Here is a 20,397-nt window from a genome sequence, read left to right on the forward strand (position 1 = left end):
CTACCGGAGCATTTTCGCTCGAAAACGCTATGGAGGGAATGCCGCGCGCACGAAGCCGGCGACATAGGCCGGCATGATGTCGGGGTCGACGTCGGCGGGCGACCTCACGAGGCGGACGCCGGCGAGTTCCGGCTCCGCCTCTCCGGCGATGAAGGCCTCGATGCGCTGGCGCAGCACCGGCGCCGGGAGCGGCGAACGCGCCTCCTTGAGCAGCGCCGTGCGCGGACCGTCGATCACGGCGGTGAACCCCGGCGCGAAGGAAACATCGGCCGGCCCGAGGCCTGTCTCCTCCAGCAGTTCGCGGCGGATGGAAGCGCCGACGTCGACGCTGCCGTCGGCGCGCACGTCCTCGAGGTCGAGGCTGCCGCCGGGAAAGTAGGCCCGCCCGCCGTTGGCGGTATGCGCCGCCATCTCGCCGAGCACGATGGTGCCGTCCGCCGCGCGCAGCACGGCCGCGCCGAAGCAGTTGCCGACGTCGGGCTCGGGAAATCCGAAATCCATCATGGCGAGGAAGCTGGCATAATCCGCCGCGCGAAACCGCACGTCGAGAACCTCGCCGTCGAGGGCGCGGCGCGTGCACACCAGCACGACGCCGTTGAACAGCGCGGGCTTCAGCATGCGCCGCCGGTCCCAGTTCGCGGCGATACGGGCGCGGTTGCGCTCGGCCCACGGCCATGGCCCGGCCTCAAGCGTGGCGTCGACGCGCCACACGGGAACGATCCGCACGAGAACTCCGTTCAAAGCACGATCTTTTCCGAAACGGATACCGCCTTTCGGAAAAGATTGTGCGACAGCGGCAAGGCTGGCGGGGATAGACCGGCCGGGATGACGCGCCGGAAGCGAATCCTCCCGCCCGATGGTCACACGGCCTCGGCGCGGAAGCGCTGCGACGGCTCGACGATCTCCTCCTGGGCCGCGATCAGCGCGATCTCGGTCGCGCCGAGCTCCACCGTCCTGCGCAGCAGCCCGTGGATCGATGCCGCCGCAGCCTCCACCGCCGCCGCAGCCGAGCGGCTCTTGAGATAGTGCACGAAGAACAGCGCCGCCGTAACGTCGCCACCGCCGCTGACGGTGATCGGCAGGCGCGGCGTGCGCACGCGATGCAGCTGCCCGCCCTCCGAGGCGATGAGGTCGATGCTGCCCTCCGGCGTCTCGCGGGAGAGGAACGAGGTGACGAGCACCACGCGCGGCCCCCGGTCGTGAACGGCGGCGATGGCCTCGCGCGCCGCGTCCAGCGAGTTCACCGTGCGGCCCGTCAGGTGCTCCAGCTCGAAATGGTTGGGCGTGATGATGTCGGCCGCCGGCAGCGCGTGGTCACGCATGAACTCGGGAATGCCGGGGCGCACGAACACGCCGCGGTCGACGTCGCCGATGACCGGATCGCAGCAATAGATCGCATCGGGATTCGCAGCCCGCACCCTTGTCACCGTCGACAGGATGGCCGCGCCGATGTCGGCCGATCCCATGTAGCCCGACAGCACGCCGTCGCACCGGCCGAGCACGCCGCGCTCGGTGATGCCCTCGACGAGATCCTCGATGGAATGGCCGTCGAACACCCGCCCCTTCCACGAGCCATAGCCGGTATGGTTCGAGAACTGCACCGTATGGATCGGCCACACCTCGACGCCGAGCCGCTGCATCGGGAAGATCGCCGCCGCATTTCCGACATGGCCGTAAGCGACATGGGACTGGATGGAGAGTACGTTCATACTGGTTGGAATCCCTTCTGGTGATGCTCCGTACGCGGCCGGCGGCGGCAACCGCCGGAAAACCGGAGGCAAAGTTTTTACGCCCATGGTCCATTCTTCGCAATCCCCCGGCAATCCCGGGGCAATCCTCCTGCGCAACCCCCCGCGTTTTCCGCCACCATGAGCGCAACCGGCACACGAGACCCGACATCATCGCATCATGACCATCGCTTCCTTCGTCGAGACGATCATCGCCTTCACCCGCGATAATGCCGCCTGGGCCGCACCGGTGGTGTTCGCGGTGGCGTTCGCCGAGTCGTTCGCCTTCCTGTCGCTGCTGGTGCCGGGATGGGCGATCCTGATCGGGGTTGGCGCGCTGATCGGCGCCGCGGGCATCGACTTCTGGCCGGTGTGGGCCGCGGCGGCGGCCGGTGCCGCGGCCGGCGACTGGATATCCTATTGGGTCGGATACCGTTTCAAGGACAGCGCCACGCAGGTGTGGCCGCTGTCGCGCCATCCGCAGATGGTGGAGCGCGGGCGCGCGTTCTTCGGACGCTTCGGCGTCTGGAGCATCGTGATCGGCCGGTTCTTCGGCCCGCTGCGCGCCGTGGTGCCGCTCATCGCGGGCATCTTCGGCATGCGGCAGATCCCGTTCCAGCTCGCCAACGTCGCGTCCGCGCTGGTGTGGGCCTTCGTGCTGCTCGCCCCGACGGCGGCGGTGCTGCGCCATTTCCTCGGCTGACCGGCGGCCCGCCTGCACCCCGGACATACCGCTTCTGCACGAAGTGTTGCTGCGCGTCACTGGCATGACGCGCCGGTTAAGCGTATGGAAGAATGCATCAGGCGCAGGGCGCACGCGGCCCGCGCCGGTCAGACCGTATGGATTTGCGGCCGTTCGCGTGGATCGGACGGCGAGAGCGGATGCGTGCACGCAGGGCTCGAAAGGAGACATGCTCGATGGACGCCAGATCCCCCGCCTCCGGAAAGACCGATCCCGTCAGCACCCCCGTGCCCTGGCGGCCGGACCGTTGCGACCGGGTCGCGCTCGTGCTGCAGGGCGGCGGCGCGCTCGGCGCATACCAGGGCGGCGTCTACGAGGCCCTGCACGAAGCCGGGCTCGAGCCGGACTGGGTGTCCGGCGTCTCCATCGGCGCGGTCAACGCCGCCATCATCGCCGGCAACCCGCCCGGGCAGCGCCTGGCGAAGCTGCGCACCTTCTGGGAACGCATCACGGAACGCCGGATATGGTTCTGGCTGCCGGAAGGAGACATCTACCGGCAGGCCCACAACGCGGCGAACGCGGCGCTCACCTACCTGTTCGGCGTGTCCGGATTCTTCAAGCCGCATGTGCCGGGTCCGCTCTTCAGCCCGGCGGGCGCGCCCACGGCCACGAGCTTCTACGACACCACGCCCCTCAAGGAGACGCTGGAGGACCTGGTCGACTTCTCGCTCATCAACGAGCAGAAGCTGCGCTTCGCGGTGGGCGCCGTCAACGTGCTGACGGGCAACTTCACCTATTTCGACAACGCGTATGAGGAAATCGCCGCCGAGCACGTCATGGCCTCCGGCTCGCTGCCGCCGATGCTGCCGATGGAGAAGGTCGGCACGGATTTCTACTGGGACGGCGGCGTCGTCTCGAACACGCCGCTGCAGCATCTGCTCGACCAGTCCGACCACCTCAACTCGCTGGTCTTCCAGGTGGATCTGTACAGCGCCCGCGGCCCCCTGCCGCGCGACATCTTCGATGTGCTGGAGCGGCAGAAGGACATCATGTATTCCTCGCGCACCCGCTACACCACCGATGTCTACCGCCGGCTGCACGAGTGGAAGACGCGCCTCTACGCAGTGCTCGAAAAGGTGCCGGACGAGTTCCTCACCGACGACGAGCGCTACCTGCGCCACCAGCTCAGCGACCTGCCCGAGATCACCATCCTGCACCTCATCTACCAGCAGAAGGCCTATGAGGGGCACGCCAAGGACTACGAATTCTCCGACACCTCGATGCGCGAGCACTGGAACAGCGGCTATGAGGACACGCGGCGCACCCTGAAACAGCGCGAGTGGCTCGAAATGCCCCCGCCCGGCGCGGGCATCGTGGTGCACGACGTACACCACAAGTACACCGCCTGACCGGAAGCAGAGCAGGCCGGCTGGCGCGGCGGACAGAGAATCCGAGTCGGTGCCGGCGCGCTATCCCTTTGCTTGCGCATCAAATTTATCCAAGAAACAGGACCCATTTCCTGGTTTGATGCTTTAGCGCGCGGCGGGCGCGCTGAGCCCCGACCCGGCGGCGGGCGCGGCCGGCGCGGGGGCGGCGGTCTCCGCCTGCAGGCGCGAGGGCACCCGGTGCTGCTCGGACGGCGGCGGCGGCACGTGCGACCCGCCCTCGAGCACGCCCGGCGGCAGTCTGCGGGCACAACCGGCAAGGGCCGCGGCAGCAAGGATGGCGATGACTAGCGCCGTTCCGGTTCTCTTCATGATGTCTCCTCGACTGCCGGCGGCGCGGTGGGCCGCGATTCCCGATCAATAGATGACGTCCGGCCCGGAATTTACAGCATTTTTCAGCCAAGGCGAGTGCCGGCGTGTCACGTCCGTGTGCGCCCGTGCACCACCGCCGTTCCCGTGCCCGCCCGCGTGGCCTGCATCTATCGCTTGACCATTATTGCTTGACCGTGCCGCGCGCGCGGCGGTAACAGATTTCTTCGGCCCGCGCGGCATCGATCGTCGCACCGCCGGCCGGCACCACCGCCAGATCGCTATGGCAAGATCGCTACGGCAAGATCGCTACGGAAAGACCGCTCATGGCGCGCATCGTGCTCATCGATAACTACGATTCCTTCACCTGGAATCTGGTTCATCTCATCGGCTCGGCCGGCGCCGATATCGCCGTGCACCGCAACGACGCCATCACCGTCGAGGGACTGCACGCGCTCTCGCCCGACGCCATCGTGCTCTCGCCCGGCCCCTGCACGCCGAACGAGGCCGGCATCTGCCTCGACCTCATCGCCCGGCTCGGCGCCGAGATCCCGCTGTTCGGCGTCTGCCTCGGCATGCAGGCCATGGGGCAGGCCTATGGTGGCGCGGTGGTGCGCGCACCCCATCCCATGCACGGCAAGCTCTCGGACGTGCAACACAGCGGCGAGGGCCTGTTTCGCGGCATCAACGGGCCGTTCCAGGCCACGCGCTATCACTCGCTGATCGTGGCACGCGACACGCTGCCCGACACGCTTGCGGTGACGGCGGAAGCGGACGGGCTCATCATGGCGCTGTCGCACAGGGAGCTGCCGGTGTACGGCGTGCAGTTCCATCCGGAGAGCATTCTCTCGGAGCACGGCACGACGATCGTGCGCAATTTTCTGGACCTCGCCGCCAACTGGAACGCCCGGCACCGCGCGCTTGCGCCGGCCTGACCGCCCTCCGGCGCCAATCAACCATCGGGACTGCTGACTCGGGACTGCTGACATGGATGCTTTCAAGCCCTTCATCGCCAAGGTCGCCGCCGGCGCTTCGCTCAGCCGGGAAGAGGCGCGCGCGGCCTTCGACACGCTGCTGTCGGGCGAGGTGACGCCGGCCCAGGGCGGCGGCTTCCTCATGGCGCTCAGGGTGCGCGGCGAGAGCATCGACGAGATCACCGGCGCGGTCGAGGCGCTGCGCGCGCGCATGCTGAAGGTGGACGCGCCGGCGGACGCCGTGGACATCGTCGGCACCGGCGGCGACAATTCGGGCAGCTACAATGTCTCGACGCTCGCGGCCATCGTCACGGCGGCGGCGGGCGTGCCGGTGGCCAAGCACGGCAACCGCGCGGCGTCGTCGAAGTCGGGCGCGGCGGACGTGCTGCTGGCACTCGGCGTCCAGCTCAGCAACGATCCGGCCGCCATCGCCCGTGCCATCCGCGAGGCGGGGGTGGGCTTCATGTTCGCGCCCAACCACCATGCGTCGATGCGCCATGTCGCGCCCGTGCGGGTGGAGCTCGGCACGCGCACGCTGTTCAACATCATCGGCCCGCTGTCGAACCCGGCCGGCGTGCGCCGGCAGGTGCTCGGCGTCTATTCGTCGTCGCTGCTCGCGCCGCTCGCCGAGGTGCTGCGCGCGCTCGGGTCGGAGCGCGTCTGGCTCGTGCACGGCCGCGACGGCCTCGACGAGCTCTCCACCGCCGCCCCTTCCGATGTCGTGGCGCTGGAGAACGGCGGGATCCGCAGCTTCACCCTCTCCGCCGCGGAGGCAGGCCTCGCGCCCGCGCGGCCCGAGGACCTGCGCGGCGGCGACCCCGCCCACAACGCGCAGGCCCTGCGCGACGTGCTCGCGGGCGCCAAGACGCCCTACCGCGACATCGCCGTGCTCAACGCGGCGGCGGCCCTCGTGGTGGCCGGCAAGGCGGACGACATCGCGCAGGGCGCGCGCATCGCGGAAAGCGCGATCGATTCGGGCAAGGCGCGCGCCGCGCTCGACAAGCTCGTCGCCATCACCAACGACGGAACGCCGGCATGAGCGACATTCTCGCCCGCATCGAAGCCTACAAGCGCGAGGAGATCGCCGCCGCCAAGGCCGCCGTGCCCCAGGGCGAGATCGAACGGCGCGCGGCCGCGGCGCCACCGCCGCGCGGCTTCGTCGCCGCCATCTCCCGCCACCTCGAGGACGGGCGGCCGGCACTGATCGCCGAGATCAAGAAGGCGAGCCCCTCCAAGGGGCTGATCCGCGCCGACTTCGACCCGCCCCAGCTCGCCCGCGCCTACGCCAGGGGCGGCGCGACTTGCCTGTCCGTGCTTACCGACGGGCCGTCGTTCCAGGGCGATCCGGCGTACCTGTCGGCGGCGCGCGAGGCGTCCCCCCTGCCCGTGCTGCGCAAGGATTTTCTCTACGATCCCTATCAGGTGTACGAGGCGCGCGCCTGGGGCGCGGACTGCATCCTGATCATTCTCGCCGGCGTCGACGACGCCACCGCGCGCCTGCTCGCCGCCACCGCCCGCGACGTCGGCATCGACGTGCTGGCGGAAGTGCACGACGAGGCGGAGTGTGAGCGCGCGCTCGCGCTCGACACGCCGCTCATCGGCGTCAACAACCGCAACCTGCGCACGTTCGAGACCTCGCTCGCGGTGAGCGAGCGGCTGGCACAGCGCGTGCCCGACGACCGCATCGTGGTGGGCGAAAGCGGCATCTTCACCCATGCCGACGTGACGCGGCTGCGGGCTGCGGGCATCGACACCTTTCTCGTCGGCGAGAGCCTGATGCGCCATGCGGACGTGGAGGCAGCGACGCACGCGCTGCTGTTCGGCGGGCCCGAGAGCCCCCGAAATTGACACAAAGCGTGATCGAAAGTCATCAGCCGCCCGGAAAATGGGCGCGAATCCTGCCGGATGTGTCGGGCGGGGCGCGTATTCGTTGACAATGAATCGGAAACTTCTATGTTCCGCCCGAGGATGTGGGGTGTTCCCCATCCAGGGTTGGGCTGTCATGCCCCGCGCCGCCGTTGGAGATTGCTATTCCATCTCCCGGCGCCTCTTTAACGGAATGCAATGTCGTTTTCGGAACTCGGTCTGAGCGAGAAGGTGTTGGAAGCGGTCGCGGCCGCGGGCTACACTTCACCCACACCCATTCAGGCGCAAGCCATTCCGCCCGCGCTGGCGCGGCGCGACGTGCTGGGCATCGCCCAGACGGGCACCGGCAAGACGGCCGCCTTCACGCTGCCCATGCTCAACCGGCTGGAAACCGGCCGCGCCCGGGCGCGCATGCCGCGCACGCTCATTCTGGAACCGACGCGCGAACTCGCCGCCCAGGTCGAGGAGAGCTTCGTCAAGCTCGGCGCCAACCACAAGCTCTCGGTGGCGCTTCTGATCGGCGGCGTGTCCTTCGCCGATCAGGACGCCAAGATCACCCGCGGCGTCGACGTGCTCATCGCCACGCCCGGCCGGCTGCTCGACCATTTCGAGCGCGGCAAGCTGCTGCTCACCGGCATCGAGGTGCTCGTCATCGACGAGGCCGACCGCATGCTGGATATGGGCTTCATCCCCGACATCGAGCGCATCTGCAAGATGGTGCCGTTCACGCGTCAGACGCTGTTCTTCTCGGCCACCATGCCGCCCGAGATCCAGCGCCTCACGGAGGCCTTCCTCTCGAACCCGGTGAAGGTCGAGGTGGCGCGCCCGGCATCGACCGCGAGCACCATCACCCAGCGGCTCGTCGCGTCCGGCGCCGAGGCGCACAGCAAGCGCGATGTGCTGCGCCGGCTCATCCGCAACGCGCAGGATCTGCAGAACGCCATCATCTTCTGCAACCGCAAGCGCGACGTGGCGATCCTCTACCGGTCGCTGGAGAAGCACGGCTTCAACGTCGTGGCGCTGCACGGCGACATGGACCAGCTCTCGCGCATGCAGGCGCTCGACAAGTTCCGCAACGGCGGCGCATCGCTGCTCGTCGCGAGCGACGTCGCCGCGCGCGGCCTCGATATTCCCGAGGTCAGCCACGTGTTCAACTTCGACGTGCCCTTCCATCCGGAGGACTACGTGCACCGCATCGGCCGCACCGGCCGCGCCGGGCGCGCGGGATACGCCGCCTCCATCGTCACCAGCCACGACGTCAAGGCGCTGGCGGCCATCGAGGCGCTGACCGGCAAGTCCATCGAATGGGACGGCCCGACACTCGACGAACTCCTCGCCGAGCAGCCCGATCTCGACCATTCCGAGCCCCGCCGGGAGCGCAGACGCGGCGCCTCGCGTGGCGAGGGACGCGACAGGCGGGACCGGCGCGAGCCCCGCGCCGACCGGCGCACGCCGCGCGCCGAGGAAGCGCGCGGCAGCAGCAATGCCTCACGGGAGCGGCCGGCCCGTCATGAACCGGTGCGCGCCGGAGACCGCCCCGTTCACAGCCGCGCGCGGCACGACGACGACCTGCCCGTGGTCGGCTTCGGTGATCACATCCCGGCGTTCCTGCTGCAGAAGGTCGTGCTGGGTCCGCCGTCCGACAACCTCGACCCGGACGAGTTCGACGATATCGAGCCGCCGGTGACGGACGACGCCACCGCGCAGGAAGCCTCCGACAAGGCGCAGGCGCGCGAGTCCGGCCCCGCTCGCAAGCGCAGCCGCAAGAAGCGGACCATCGACATCACCACACCCGCGGACAGCCGGGACGCGACCGCGCCGCAGCCCCCCGCGGAGGCGGCAGCACCCGAGCCCAAAGCCGCACCAGAGCCGCAGCCCGAGCCCGCGGCCGAAACGCCGGCGCCCGCCGCCCCCGAGGCGGCGGAGGAGCAGCCGGCGAAGCCGGCGCGCCGCACCCGCAAGAAGGCGGCAGCCGAGGCAGCGCCGGCGGCACAGGAGGCTCCGGCAACGCCCGCGAGAAAGCGCACCAGGAAGGCGGCCCCCAAAGCCGAGGCCGAGGCCGGGGCGACGCCGGCCGCTCCGGAGGCGGGGAACGCGGATGAGCCCGCGCCGGCCGACGACGCGGCGGCCCCGGTGAAACCCGCGCGGGCGCGCAAGCCCAGAAGTACCTCGACCAAGACCACCTCGTCCAAGACCACATCCAAGACAGCGGCGACTTCCGAAGCGGCTTCCGCCGAACCGGCACACGAACCGGCAGCGGAAGCTGCACCCGTCGAGAAGCCGGCCCGCAAGCGCGCGACGCGGCAAAAGGCCGCGACCGCCGAGGCCGGGGCGCAGGAGAAGCCCGCGACCCGCAGGCCGCGCAAAAAGGCAGCGGCCGAAACCGGGCAGGGAACCGCCGACGCAGCCGGCACGGACGAGGGGTCGTCCACGCCGTCGGCGGACGGCCTGTCACTCGCCGGCGCCCAACCGTCGGACGCCTGATCCGGACGGTTGCGATGCGCTTCACCGGTCCCCTCATCGAAGGGCGGCTCGTGCGCCGCTACAAGCGCTTCCTCGCCGATGTCGAGGTGGGCGGCGAAGTCGTCACCGCCCATTGCGCCAATCCGGGCGCGATGCTCGGGCTGACCGCGCCCGGCAACCGCGTCTGGCTGTCGCGCTCCGCCAACATCAATCGCAAGCTGCCGCTCTCCTGGGAGATGGTCGAGGCCCGGTTCGGCAGCGAGCCGCGCATCGTCGGCATCAACACCGCCCATCCCAACACCGTTGCGGCGGAGGCGATCGGCCTCGGCCTGATACCGGAACTGGCCGGCTACGCATCGCTGCGGCGCGAGGTGCGCTACGGCAACGGCCGCTACGGCACGGCGAGCCGCGTCGATATCCTGCTGGAGGCGCCGGACCGCCCGCCCTGCTACGTGGAGGTCAAGAACGTCCACCTGATGCGCCGCCCCGGCCTCGCGGAGTTTCCCGATTCGGTGACGGCGCGCGGGGCGCGCCATCTCGAGGAGCTCGGGGACGTGGTGGAGGCAGGCAGCCGCGCGGTGATGCTCTTCGTCATCCAGATGCCAGCGGACGGCTTCGCGCTCGCGGCCGATATCGACCCCGTCTACGCCGCGGGCCATGCCCGCGCGGCGGCGCGCGGCGTCGAAAGCATCGCCTACGCCTGCCTGCTGGAGCCGGGCGGCGAAGCGGTCGCCGCCGGCATCACGATCGCGGGAGCGGTGCCCTTCGCCGTCTGACCGGCACGGTCCTTCCCGAAAGCAGCTCCGTCAGCCGAGCGTATAGACGGCGTTGAGGCGCGTGCGGGTGATCTCCCGGTAGCGATGGCTTCTCAGCAGCGCATGCAGATCCGTCTGCCAGCGGCTCTCGCTGTTCTCGAGGATGACGAGGCGCGGCAGCAGGCGCTCGGGCGCGGTTGCGAGGAACGGCTCCAGAATGAGGTCCTCCGCCCCCTGCACGTCGAGCTTGATGGCGTCGACATGATCGAAGCGCTCGTCGCGGATGACGTCGAGCATGGTTTTCGCCGGCACGCGCAGGGTCGGCGCATTGGCCGAACCGACGATACGGATGCTCGCCTGGCCGATGTTGGACGGATCGAGGAACAGCGTCACCTCGCCGGCGCGGTCGGCGAGCGCGCAGGCGATCGCCTTGACGGTGCCGAAGCGGTTGACGCCGATGTTCCACACCAGGCGGTCGAAGATCTCCGGCTGCGGCTCGATGGCGAGGATGCGCGCCCGCCCGCGCGCGTGGGCAGCGGCATGCAGCGCGTAGAAGCCGGCGTTGGCGCCGACGTCGAGAAACACGAAATCGTCCCCGATGTAGCGGCGCAGGATCGCCAGTTCCTCGGCGTCGAAATACTGCGGCGTGAACAGCACCTTCTTTTCGGAGATGTTGTTGTAGGGCTTGATGCGCATCTTCGCGCCGAGCGCCTCGATGTCGAGCGGCCGGCCGGCGAGGCTGCGCAGCACGAGATTGCGCAGGAAGAACGCCGCCCGCCGCCCCGTCCAGGTATCGGGCAGGGTGCCCGTCAGCGACAGGGCCGCGCGGACGAAGCGCGAGGGCGCGTAGGCGCCGAAAGGCGCCGCTTCCGAGGGCAGGGCTTGAGAGATCACGTCTGTCACCATGATCCGATCATTACACGGCGCAAGGCGCCTATGCCAGTCCCAGAGCGCCTGTCCTGCGGCCGGAATCGCCGATCGACCGGAATTCGCTCAAAAGACGACGAATCGCGCCGGCCGGTCCGCCGGCGCCCATCGTCATAAGACTTGCATGCTGCGCAGTCTCGCTTACATTGGAAAGCCTGTTTTACGGAGTTCGAACAGGTTTCTCATGAACGAATTCGACGCTGCTGTGGTCTCACGCCGGTCCAGCGACATCATCATCTACGGATCGGACGCCTTCGTTGGCATGCGCAAGGCGGGGCAGGCGGCGGCCGACTGCCTCGATCGGCTCACGGACCTCATCAGGCCGGGCGTGACCACGGCGGAGATCGACGCGTTCGTGTTCGAATATGGCGAGTCGCGCGGCTATCTGCCGGCGACCCTGCTCTATCGCGGCTACCGCTACTCGTGCTGCACGTCGGTCAATCACGTCGTCTGCCACGGGCAGCCCAACGACAAGCCGCTGAAGGAGGGCGACATCGTCAATGTCGACGTGACCTTCATCGTCGACGGCTGGTACGGCGATTCGAACCGCATGTATTTCGCCGGCGAAGTCTCGCGCAAGGCGCAGCGGCTCGTCGAAGTGACCTATGAAGCCCTGATGCGCGGCATCGCGGAGGTGAAGCCTGGCGCCACGCTCGGCGATGTCGGCGCCGCCATCCAGGAGTTCGCCGAGGGCGAGCGCTGCTCGGTGGTACGGGATTTCTGCGGCCACGGCGTGGGGCGCTCGTTCCACGAGGCGCCGAGCGTGCTGCACTACGGCCGGCGCGGCGAGGGCGTGCGGCTGCAGCCGGGCATGATCTTCACCGTCGAGCCGATGATCAATCTCGGCCGTCCGCACGTCAAGGTGCTGCCGGACGGCTGGACCGCGGTCACCCGCGACCGGTCGCTCACGGCGCAGTTCGAGCACACGCTGGGCGTGACCGAGGACGGCTGCGAGGTCTTCACCTATTCCCTGGCTGGCCGGCATCATCCGCCGTTTTCCGCAGGCGGCTGACCACCCCCTGCCGCTTCGGGACGTCCCCGCGGGCGCGCGTACATTCACGACAGACAATGTGTTATTCGGGTATCCTGCTTTCATCCTGATCAGAGCACCTTTTCATGACCGGGCGGGACAAGTCCGACGACGCACCGCATTTCCACGGCCACCGCGACAGGTTGCGCAAGCGGTTCCGCGAGGCAGGCGCCGATGCGCTCGCCGATTACGAGCTGCTGGAGCTGGTGCTGTTCCGCTCCATTCCGCGCCGTGACGTCAAGCCGATCGCCAAGGACCTGATCCGGCGTTTCGGCAGTTTCGCCGAAGTGCTCGCCGCGCCCGAAAACCTGCTGCAGGAGACGGCGAGCATCAGTGCGGGCGTGATCGCCGACATCAAGCTGATCGAGGCCGCCGCCGTCCGCATGACGCGCGGCGCCATCGCGCGCCGCTCGGTGCTCGATTCGTGGACGGCGGTGCTCGACTACTGCCGCGCCAGCATGGCCTTCGCCGAGAAGGAGCAGTTCCGCGTGCTGTTCCTCGACAAGCGCAACCAGCTCATCGCCGACGAGGTGCAGCAGACGGGCACCGTGGACCACACCCCCGTCTACCCGCGCGAGGTGGTCAAGCGGGCGCTGGAGCTGTCGGCAAGCGCGATCGTGCTCGTCCACAACCATCCCTCCGGCGACCCCGCCCCTTCATCGGCGGACATCCGCATGACGCGCGAGATCGTCGACATCGCGACGCCGTTCGGCATCGCGGTGCACGACCACGTAATCGTCGGCCGCAGCGGCCACGCGAGCCTGCGCGGGCTCGGGGTGATGTAGGAGCCGTCAGGCGATCTCGGCCGTTCCGACCAGCGCGCGCGTGACGGGCGCGATTTCCCCTTTGAGCGCTTCGGCGTCGAAATCCGAGGTCGCGACGAGATCGACGATCCGGGAGGCCAGCAGTACGAAGGCGTCCCGCACGGCAGTTTCCGGCTCGCCGTCGATGCCGAGCGTGCGCAGGACATAGCGGCCGCACTGGTCGGGCGCGTTCCAGGGGCCGGTGGCATAGGCTTCCGACGGCACGATGCCGAGGAAAAGATCGTTGAGGCGCCGGGCCTCCTGCGAAAGCCAGTCCGCGAATGTGTCGCGGTTTTCGAGCTGGCCGAGCAAGTCGCGCACAAACTCGTGCACGATACGATCGACAACGCGCGCCGCGTTGAGCCAGATCCGGCCGCTCGCCCCAAGCCGCAGCACCTGCAGGAGCGGGTCCTCCTCCTCGCGGTCCGGATTATCGTTGTGGGTACTCACCATTTCTCCCTTCGTCCGGCCGACGTCATGCGTTTGGCAATACGGCCATATCGACATGGTGCTTGCCATCCTCATCGACGGTTATGCCCAACACCAGAAACCGCGTGTTTGGCGCAAGGATGATCTCATTTTCAGCCGGATTCAGACTGAACGGCTTGGCCGGCACGCCCCTGACGCCCTCCGTGACGTGCAGGTGCAGCTGGATGGGCATGAAGCCGAAACGGCTGGCAGATGCCTCGCCATACGAGGTGCTGGTGAACGGCGGATCCTGCAGCACCGTGCCCGCAAGTTTGTCGAACGCGCCCTCGGGGAAGCTGGAACTCGATTCCAGGGCGCGATGCAGGGTTATGTTCTTCGGCAGCTCGACAGCGACCGCATCGAAGGCTGCGCGCGCCGCCGCAATACGCCGGGTTACGTCGGCAGGTTCAGCATTGGAGCGATCCGCTTTCCAGAGTGTATACACGGCCAATCCGGCGATGGCCTCCGGCGTCTCCGCCCCGGCCCGCAAGGCCGCATTAGCCACACTATAAAGCCCGCCCGTATAGTCCTCAAGTATGCTCACGTGGGCCTCATCCGCTTTGACGGCATCCTCGAAAGCCTTCAGTCTCTGATATTCCGCAGAGTCTCTTTTCGCCGTCGTCAGCTCGGGATGCTCCCCCTTCGTGTCTTTGTATTCGCTGTATTTGTCGAATTCCGCCTCGGTTTTTCCGGCCACCAACCTCTCTTCGAGGTGAGATTCGTCGTAGAGAACGGTAAACGTAGCCGGCGCGTATTCCTCGTTCGTGTCCACAAAACGGCGGGGCTCTCCATTCTCACCCGACACGCCGAGATCGGAAAAACGCCCCTTGACGCCGTCAACCTCCCCCACTTTCAGGTAGAGGCCCGCTTTTTCCTGCCAATCCTTGATCCTGTCGGTCGGAATGGCCCCCGCCCGGCTGGCGATGTCCGATATGAACTGGGAGAACGCCGGCTTTGCCGTCGTCGATGTCGCCGACGTACCGGCTGACCTGTGCGCCGCCATACGCTGCCCGTAAAGTTTCTTCGCCTCCGTCCGCAGGTAGCTCACTTCCTTGTAGTTGAGTTTCGCTTCATTCCCCTCGGCAAAAGCCGCATCTACCCGGCTCAGAAACTCCCTGCATCTGGGGGATTGCGTACCGATACCCTGCTTCAGGATCCGGATGAGATCTTCCTTGCTGCCGGCCAGCCACAACACCTCTCTTTTTGTATTTCCCGGCGTTGCGGCAAGATGGCCGACAGAACCATCCGCCTCGCCTCGGAACCGAACCAGCGTGCGCTCGTCCGATTCCAGGGCTGGTCTCCGGAAGAAAGCCGCATTGGTCGTCCAGGCACTGTCCCTGAAACTGGTCATGACAACATCCGCACGCGAGAAATCTTTGCATAATAAAGATGATTGTATGGCGATCGGTCGTATTTTACAAATTAATATTGTCAAATAAATTCCATATGGATATTATTATTCGCTTATAATTTTCGAATATTTTTATATATTTTGAATTTATACATAGTATAATGCAATCTATGTTAAATATAACTAAGTTCTATTCCATTTTTTATTGTGGCGACTTCACGGCACCGCCGCATTTCAAGACGTGTGTCGTGGCCTGACGGCGGAGGCGAGCCTCACCAATAGGTGCGCTCCCAGAACGCCAACTCGACGCTCTCTTCCCCGCGCCACGGCGCCAGCAGGTCTTCCGCCCGCGTGCGGCGGCTGTCGGCGATAACGTCGAGCGGGTCAAGGTAGCGGGTCTCATCGTTGCCGCACGCGTCATGCAGGCCGCGCGGCAACCCCCGCCCGCGACAGCACCTCAGCTAGGGAGATGGCGAAGATCCACATCCTCGATGACAGCCACACGGCCATCGCTTACCGTTGAGAACGCTTCTCGCCTTTCGATTGCGGTGTCGGGATTGGGAGCGCCGGCCACTGAAGATGAGTTAATGCGGCTAACGTCGTAAACGGCCATCACCACGTTCAGGCGTCAGGCCATTCACGCAAGGTCCCTTTCCTTGGACAAGGAGCCCTTCCGGCGTTTGCTCTGCGGCCCTTTCTTTGGCGTGCAAACTGTTGTGCCACCTTCCACCATTTGCACCGCGGCAACGATCTCTTGGGCCGAAAAGCTGCCTGTTTTTAGCCTGCTGATTATATGCTGTGCCGCCATGTGCCCCAACTCATAAGCCGGCGAACGGATTGTAGTAAGGACCGGTTCTGTATATTTCCAGAATTCGAATGCATTGAATCCGGTTATCTTGATATCCTCGGGCACCCTAATTCCAATGCTCTTGAGGTAAAGCATCGCAGCGATGCCTATCTGGTCCTGCATGGCCATGAAAGCATCCGGCAATTCGTTCTGCTCGATATAGGCCGCCACGGCTTTCTGAGTCGCTTCGAAACGTCCGTCACCGCAGTGGATGATGGGAGGCTGCGGGAGTCCTGCATTCTTGGCGACCGACTTTACACCGGACACACGCTCGGAGTTCGCCGGCCAGTCGGTCGAGGGAACAAGCAAAGCCAGGCGCTCGCACCCGTTGTCTATCATATGCTGGGCCAGCGTTTCCGCCCCACCGTATTCATCGGCCCGCACAATGAGCATGTCGGCCGGTATCCGCTGAAGCCTTTCGTGAAACAGAACAATGGGTTGGCCCACAGACTGGAGCACTTTGATGTCATGCATCCGCTCCTCGTAGGGGCCGGAAAGGATCGCACATATCGCATCGGTCGACCTGTTCTGGATCGACAGGGCGGATGCCAGGTTTCTCTGCATGACGCCTTGAAGGACGATGCTGTAGCCTTCACTGTTCAGGCCATTGCTGAGGCCCGATACGATATGCGCATGGGCCGGATGCATCAGAAACTCCGGCGAGGTATCGACAATGATTAGACCGACGGCAAAATTTGCCGAATGCCGCAAAGCTCGCGCACCAATATTGGGGCGATATTTGAGCTTTGCGATGGCTTCCTCGACGCGGAGCCTCGTCTCCGGGCTCATTTTCGAGTACTTTCCGGTCACGACGTTTGAGACGGTCGTCGCTGATACACCAGCCAACTCCGCCACGTCCAATATGGTCACGGACGGGTCGCTGTCTCGCATGAACAGATTCCACTCCTTGTGAAAATGAAGCGTCCACCGTCAAACCGTTGGGACACGCTCAGCGGCTGGTGGACGCTCCTATTAGGATATCAGCTTGTGTAAAGTCAAACTGTCTGGCCCCACGTTCTGTCAAGCCAAAGACCCAGTCCAGCCGGATCGTGGCGCATCACAGCCTCGGGGTAGAGCTCAAGCTTATCAGCCACCAGAGGCCGGAAGTCCATCATGGGAAAAACATCCCGCTCGAGATCCACGCCGGGCGCGATTTCAACGATCTGCCACCCCTCGCCCGTCAGCTTTAGCACGACACGCTCTGTGATCACGGTAACCGACTGACCACGCGACAGCGCCTGTCTTCCGTTCAGCGTTACCTGCTCGACTGCCGAAACGAACTTCTTGATTTTCCCTTCATTCTCAATGATCAGCTTCCCGTCTTCGACCCTCTCGCGCAGCCCGTGGGCACTGAACAGACCGCAGAAGTGAAGGTTCTTGGTTTTGTGCGTGATATCGATGAAACCGCCACATCCCATGATCCGACCGGAAAATTTGCTCACATTGATGTTTCCTAGCTGATCGATCTGGGCAATGCCCAGGAACGTTGCATCGAGCAATCCGCCATCATACACGTCAAACATCTCGGTGGCGTCCAAGATGGCGTCGGGGTTCTTGTGGGCACCGAAAGACGGCTGCTGATCAGGTAAGCCGTTAAACACACCATGCTCGGTGGTGACGGTGACCGCATTCTCCCGATCGGACTCATGAAGAATCTTCGGCAGGTCAGCCCCCAGACCAACTCCGAGATTGATGAGCCAACCCTTTCGCAGGCACCCGGCGGCACGCTGTAGGATAGCCCGCTCCGGGCCCGGCATATCGAAGCTGCGGGGCAGGATTCCCCTTACCTCTCCGCTGACCGTGGGGTCGTAAATGGAGGCAGCCGATTGCGGGGCGGAGGGCGCCAGGACCACGCCGTCAATGAGGGCGCCTGGAATCTTCACCAGCTTTGGATCGAGCGTGCCTTTGGCAACAACGCGATCAACCTGCACGAACACCTTTCCAGCACTCGCTTTTGTGGCCAGCGCGAGATTGAACGAACCTAGCGTTTGTGGCTCCCGATCAAAGGCTATGTTTCCGATCTCGTCTGCAGTAGAGGCCTTCAGGAAGGTCACATCCAGCGGAATAGACGGATAAAAAATAAAGTCCTCGTCATTGAACTTGATGCGGTGCGCGAAATTTTCTGTTGTAACTTCATTGAGCCGTCCGCCCTCCTCAGCAGGATCGACAAAGGTTCCAAGACCGACCTTGGTCAACAATCCAGGCCTGCCTGCACCGATTTCACGCAGCAGTGCATACAATGCTCCCATCGGAACGTTCCAGGCCTTCACAACGTTTCTTTTCACAAGATCAACGATCGGAGAGCCCTGATAGATCGGGTAGCTTGCGGCCACGATCTCCATCAGAAGCCCCTCATGGGCAAGGCGGTCCAATCCCGTTCCCGGTCCGAGACTCGACGTGCAAGGAAGGAATGCTTTGATGCCGTGGGGACGACCTTCTTCCAGGAATCTTTTCTCGACGCCGCTCAGCAGCACATCCGGAACAAGGATCGAGGCATTTCCAGGAATTGCAAGCCTGGCACCTGGTCCGACATACGTTGCCACTTCCTCCACGGTAATAAGCTTGCTCATTCCTGATTCCTTCCTCGGTTGCGTGCCGAACAACCCGCCGTGCGCAGCTGGGAGTTCCGCACGGCGGATGAAAATAAGCAGTGACAAGCACCATGTTTAACGTTATATAAAAAAAAATCCAGATCGAATTATGATCGAAGGGAACGTTATAGAAGACCACGGGAGAATGATGCCTTGCGCTCAAACAGCCCTCAACATAGCTTTGATGGTGCGGGTCATGACGCGCCTGTCGAACGGCCCTGGCAAGCGCGGGTGGGAAAAACCTTGCCGGCATACTCTGCCCTTACCCAGTTTGTGGTACCCGTAGCGCTGGTTGCGGTTTGGATATTTACCACTGGTGCCCAGCTGGCAGATCCCATTTTCGTTCCATCACCCGCCGATATATGGCGCTCAATGCAGCAGATGGCGCCGCAGCTTCCCGAAGCGCTGGCGTCAAGCGTCACCATGACATTGGTAGGTTTCTTAGGCGGAAGCTTGCTTGGGCTCGGGTTGGGGTTATTCATCGTTTACAGCAAAATCGCAAGAGAGTTGCTGAGCGTCATTCTCGATTTTCTACGCCCCGTACCGACGTTCGCGCTTATCCCGCTCTTCGTCCTTTGGTTTGGCCTGGGACGGATGCCTCAGATCGCCATCATCATGTTCGGCACCTCGATCCTCATCGGTCTGGTGACAATCGAGGCAGTCAAAAACGTGCCCCCTATATACATCAAGGCTGCCCTTACGCTTGGCGCCAGACGGATGCTGATCTATCGAACCATAATCCTGCCTGCGATCTTTCCGCATCTGATGGGAGCGGTGCGGGCTGCCGCAGCGGGAGCATGGGGGCGCAACGTCGCGGCAGAATATATTGGTGCTCAGACGGGCCTTGGTTATCTCATGATCATCCGGTCCCAGTACCTGGATACAGCTGCGATCATCGGGATCATCATCATCTACGCATTGTTGGCCGTGGCTCTGGATGCCGTGATCGTGGCTGTGCAAAAGCCGCTTACCAAATGGACACAACGCAACACACAGGTGGGGGCAGTCGCAATCGTTCTCGGATCAAAATGAAAACAACAGAGGGTAACACTATGAAAATTCCGGCATTGAGATTAATTCTGTCATTGATGCTACTAGTGTTTAGTTCAACAACATACGTCTTCTCTCAAGACGTAAAGACTGTCAGGATCGGTATACCGCCCTTCTTCGACTATCAGATATGGGCTGTGGCTCGCGAACTCGGCCTCGACGCAGAGCAGGGCATCTCCATCGAGCCGGTCAGCGTCAATTCGGGTGCCAACGGCGTTGCGGCATTGAGACAGGGAAGCCTGGATCTCGCAGCTTCCTCGCAGGTAGGCGCTTTCCCATTCTTTAAACAGGTGCCAGACCTCAGAACATGGATCGTGCTTGATCAGTTCAAGGGTTTCATCGTGGTCGGGCGCACAGGAAGCGCCGAAACTTACGCCTCTCTCGTAGGCAAGCTCACGCCAGAAGAGGCCAAGAAACAGGTTCTCGAATCTTTTCGCGGCAAGACGTTCGTCGTGAATCCGACGAACTTTCTTCCCCTGGTAAAGGCCGCGTTGGATCAGGCAGGTATGACGCTCGACGACGTAAAGGTCGCGGAGTTTCCCGATGATGCGAAGGCAGCACTCGCCTTCGAAACAGGGGTGGGCGACTACTACATGGGCAGTCTTCCTCAAGAAGCAAAGCTTCTCAGTCAGCCAGATAGATATACGGCCGCGGGTGGCCACGAAGTACTGGGACCGGCGGGATTGTGGTTCTCATCGACTGTTGGCCTTGCACCGTGGATCGAACAGAATCAGGAGACAGTGATGAAACTGACGGCGATTGCCTATCGGACCATCCGCTATCTCCACGAGCAGCCGGAGCGCACCGTTCCCATTTGGACCAAACTCATAAACGCGCACGCCGCAGCTTCGTTTACCGATGATGAGGTGAAGAACATTTTGACCCTTCTCTACCATCCAACGGCTGAGGAGGCTGCGGAAACGTTCTTCAACCCTGACTCGGATGTTTACTGGAAAAACTCTATCGATTATTATTCACGCCAGAATGCGGAGAATCTTCCATCCGATTTTTCATCGGGAAAATACAATATAGAAGAAGAAATGTTTAAAAATTTTATAAAACGAGATGACCTTGTTTCATGGGTTAACTCACCTCTCAAGTGAAACTCT

19 protein-coding genes and 1 pseudogene are annotated in these 20,397 nt (G+C 64.3%); 11 read left to right on the top strand and 9 right to left on the bottom strand.

All coding sequences use genetic code 11. From position 1 onward, the window contains the following. Positions 1-27: 27 nt before the first annotated feature. Together ACUSIJ_RS17380 and pdxY are read right to left on the bottom strand one after the other, a co-directional pair. Entirely contained in the window at positions 28-741 is a 714-nt protein-coding gene (locus ACUSIJ_RS17380) for an NUDIX hydrolase (RefSeq protein ID WP_449309679.1), read from the bottom strand. 119 nt (positions 742-860) lie between these two features. Further along, on the bottom strand, positions 861-1,709 hold the full coding sequence (gene pdxY / locus ACUSIJ_RS17385; RefSeq protein WP_449309680.1) for a pyridoxal kinase PdxY: 849 nt from the start codon (positions 1,707-1,709) through the stop codon (positions 861-863). A gap of 205 nt (positions 1,710-1,914) precedes the next feature. Between pdxY and ACUSIJ_RS17390 the strand changes: the two genes are divergently transcribed. Together ACUSIJ_RS17390 and ACUSIJ_RS17395 are read left to right on the top strand one after the other, a co-directional pair. Continuing rightward, the gene (locus tag ACUSIJ_RS17390; RefSeq protein WP_449309768.1) at positions 1,915-2,430 is read left to right on the top strand and encodes a DedA family protein; all 516 of its coding nucleotides are present in this window, start codon (positions 1,915-1,917) and stop codon (positions 2,428-2,430) included. A 215-nt stretch (positions 2,431-2,645) separates the two neighbouring features. Further along, positions 2,646-3,818, top strand: a complete 1,173-nt coding sequence (locus tag ACUSIJ_RS17395; RefSeq protein WP_449309681.1) for a patatin-like phospholipase family protein — start codon at positions 2,646-2,648, stop codon at positions 3,816-3,818. Between the two features lie 123 nt (positions 3,819-3,941). Here the strand turns inward: ACUSIJ_RS17395 and ACUSIJ_RS17400 are convergent, their stop codons facing one another. Then, positions 3,942-4,166: a hypothetical protein gene (locus ACUSIJ_RS17400; protein ID WP_449309682.1), complete on the bottom strand. Its 225-nt coding sequence runs from the start codon at positions 4,164-4,166 to the stop codon at positions 3,942-3,944. A gap of 323 nt (positions 4,167-4,489) precedes the next feature. On the opposite strand from ACUSIJ_RS17400, the gene ACUSIJ_RS17405 reads away from it, so the two are divergent. The 5 genes and pseudogenes from ACUSIJ_RS17405 (at position 4,490) to sfsA (ending at position 10,242) form a co-directional block, all read left to right on the top strand. Next, positions 4,490-5,098 carry an anthranilate synthase component II gene (locus ACUSIJ_RS17405; protein ID WP_449309683.1) on the top strand — a complete coding sequence of 203 codons (609 nt, stop codon included), beginning with the start codon at positions 4,490-4,492 and terminating at the stop codon, positions 5,096-5,098. A gap of 52 nt (positions 5,099-5,150) precedes the next feature. After that, complete coding sequence (gene trpD, locus ACUSIJ_RS17410) at positions 5,151-6,176, top strand: anthranilate phosphoribosyltransferase (protein ID WP_449309684.1); 1,026 nt, start codon at positions 5,151-5,153, stop codon at positions 6,174-6,176. Continuing rightward, positions 6,173-6,985, top strand: coding sequence for an indole-3-glycerol phosphate synthase TrpC (gene trpC / locus ACUSIJ_RS17415; protein ID WP_449309685.1), 813 nt, complete (start codon positions 6,173-6,175; stop codon positions 6,983-6,985). Before trpD ends, trpC begins: the two co-directional genes overlap by 4 nt. A 216-nt stretch (positions 6,986-7,201) precedes the next feature. Next, positions 7,202-8,644, top strand: a pseudogene (locus ACUSIJ_RS17420) (DEAD/DEAH box helicase); the annotation flags it as partial. Positions 8,645-9,501: 857 nt separating this feature from the next. Beyond that, complete coding sequence (gene sfsA, locus ACUSIJ_RS17425; protein ID WP_449309686.1) at positions 9,502-10,242, top strand: DNA/RNA nuclease SfsA; 741 nt, start codon at positions 9,502-9,504, stop codon at positions 10,240-10,242. Positions 10,243-10,272: 30 nt separating this feature from the next. Here sfsA and ACUSIJ_RS17430 read toward each other — a convergent pair whose 3' ends face one another. Then, positions 10,273-11,127 carry an FkbM family methyltransferase gene (locus ACUSIJ_RS17430; protein WP_449309687.1) on the bottom strand — a complete coding sequence of 285 codons (855 nt, stop codon included), beginning with the start codon at positions 11,125-11,127 and terminating at the stop codon, positions 10,273-10,275. 205 nt (positions 11,128-11,332) lie between these two features. Between ACUSIJ_RS17430 and map the strand changes: the two genes are divergently transcribed. Both map and radC read left to right on the top strand, forming a co-directional pair. Next, positions 11,333-12,160 carry a type I methionyl aminopeptidase gene (gene map / locus ACUSIJ_RS17435; RefSeq protein ID WP_449309688.1) on the top strand — a complete coding sequence of 276 codons (828 nt, stop codon included), beginning with the start codon at positions 11,333-11,335 and terminating at the stop codon, positions 12,158-12,160. Between the two features lie 104 nt (positions 12,161-12,264). Then, on the top strand, positions 12,265-12,963 hold the full coding sequence (gene radC, locus ACUSIJ_RS17440) for a RadC family protein (protein ID WP_449309689.1): 699 nt from the start codon (positions 12,265-12,267) through the stop codon (positions 12,961-12,963). Between the two features lie 6 nt (positions 12,964-12,969). Here the strand turns inward: radC and ACUSIJ_RS17445 are convergent, their stop codons facing one another. From ACUSIJ_RS17445 to ACUSIJ_RS17465, 5 genes are all read right to left on the bottom strand, one after another. Then, on the bottom strand, positions 12,970-13,434 hold the full coding sequence (locus ACUSIJ_RS17445) for a hypothetical protein (protein WP_449309690.1): 465 nt from the start codon (positions 13,432-13,434) through the stop codon (positions 12,970-12,972). A 22-nt stretch (positions 13,435-13,456) separates the two neighbouring features. Further along, positions 13,457-14,800, bottom strand: a complete 1,344-nt coding sequence (locus ACUSIJ_RS17450; protein WP_449309691.1) for an ADP-ribosyltransferase — start codon at positions 14,798-14,800, stop codon at positions 13,457-13,459. 272 nt (positions 14,801-15,072) lie between these two features. Further along, positions 15,073-15,237, bottom strand: a complete 165-nt coding sequence (locus ACUSIJ_RS17455) for a hypothetical protein (RefSeq protein WP_449309692.1) — start codon at positions 15,235-15,237, stop codon at positions 15,073-15,075. 200 nt (positions 15,238-15,437) lie between these two features. After that, a complete protein-coding gene (locus tag ACUSIJ_RS17460) occupies positions 15,438-16,538 on the bottom strand; it encodes a LacI family DNA-binding transcriptional regulator (RefSeq protein WP_449309693.1) in 1,101 nt (366 codons plus the stop codon). 104 nt (positions 16,539-16,642) lie between these two features. Continuing rightward, complete coding sequence (locus tag ACUSIJ_RS17465; RefSeq protein ID WP_449309694.1) at positions 16,643-18,217, bottom strand: CoA-transferase; 1,575 nt, start codon at positions 18,215-18,217, stop codon at positions 16,643-16,645. Positions 18,218-18,391: 174 nt separating this feature from the next. Between ACUSIJ_RS17465 and ACUSIJ_RS17470 the strand changes: the two genes are divergently transcribed. Next, a complete protein-coding gene (locus tag ACUSIJ_RS17470) occupies positions 18,392-19,270 on the top strand; it encodes an ABC transporter permease (protein ID WP_449309695.1) in 879 nt (292 codons plus the stop codon). A 20-nt stretch (positions 19,271-19,290) separates the two neighbouring features. Then, positions 19,291-20,391, top strand: a complete 1,101-nt coding sequence (locus tag ACUSIJ_RS17475; RefSeq protein WP_449309696.1) for an ABC transporter substrate-binding protein — start codon at positions 19,291-19,293, stop codon at positions 20,389-20,391. Positions 20,392-20,397 lie beyond the last annotated feature (6 nt).

It is taken from the genome of Pseudochelatococcus sp. B33, assembly GCF_053570585.1.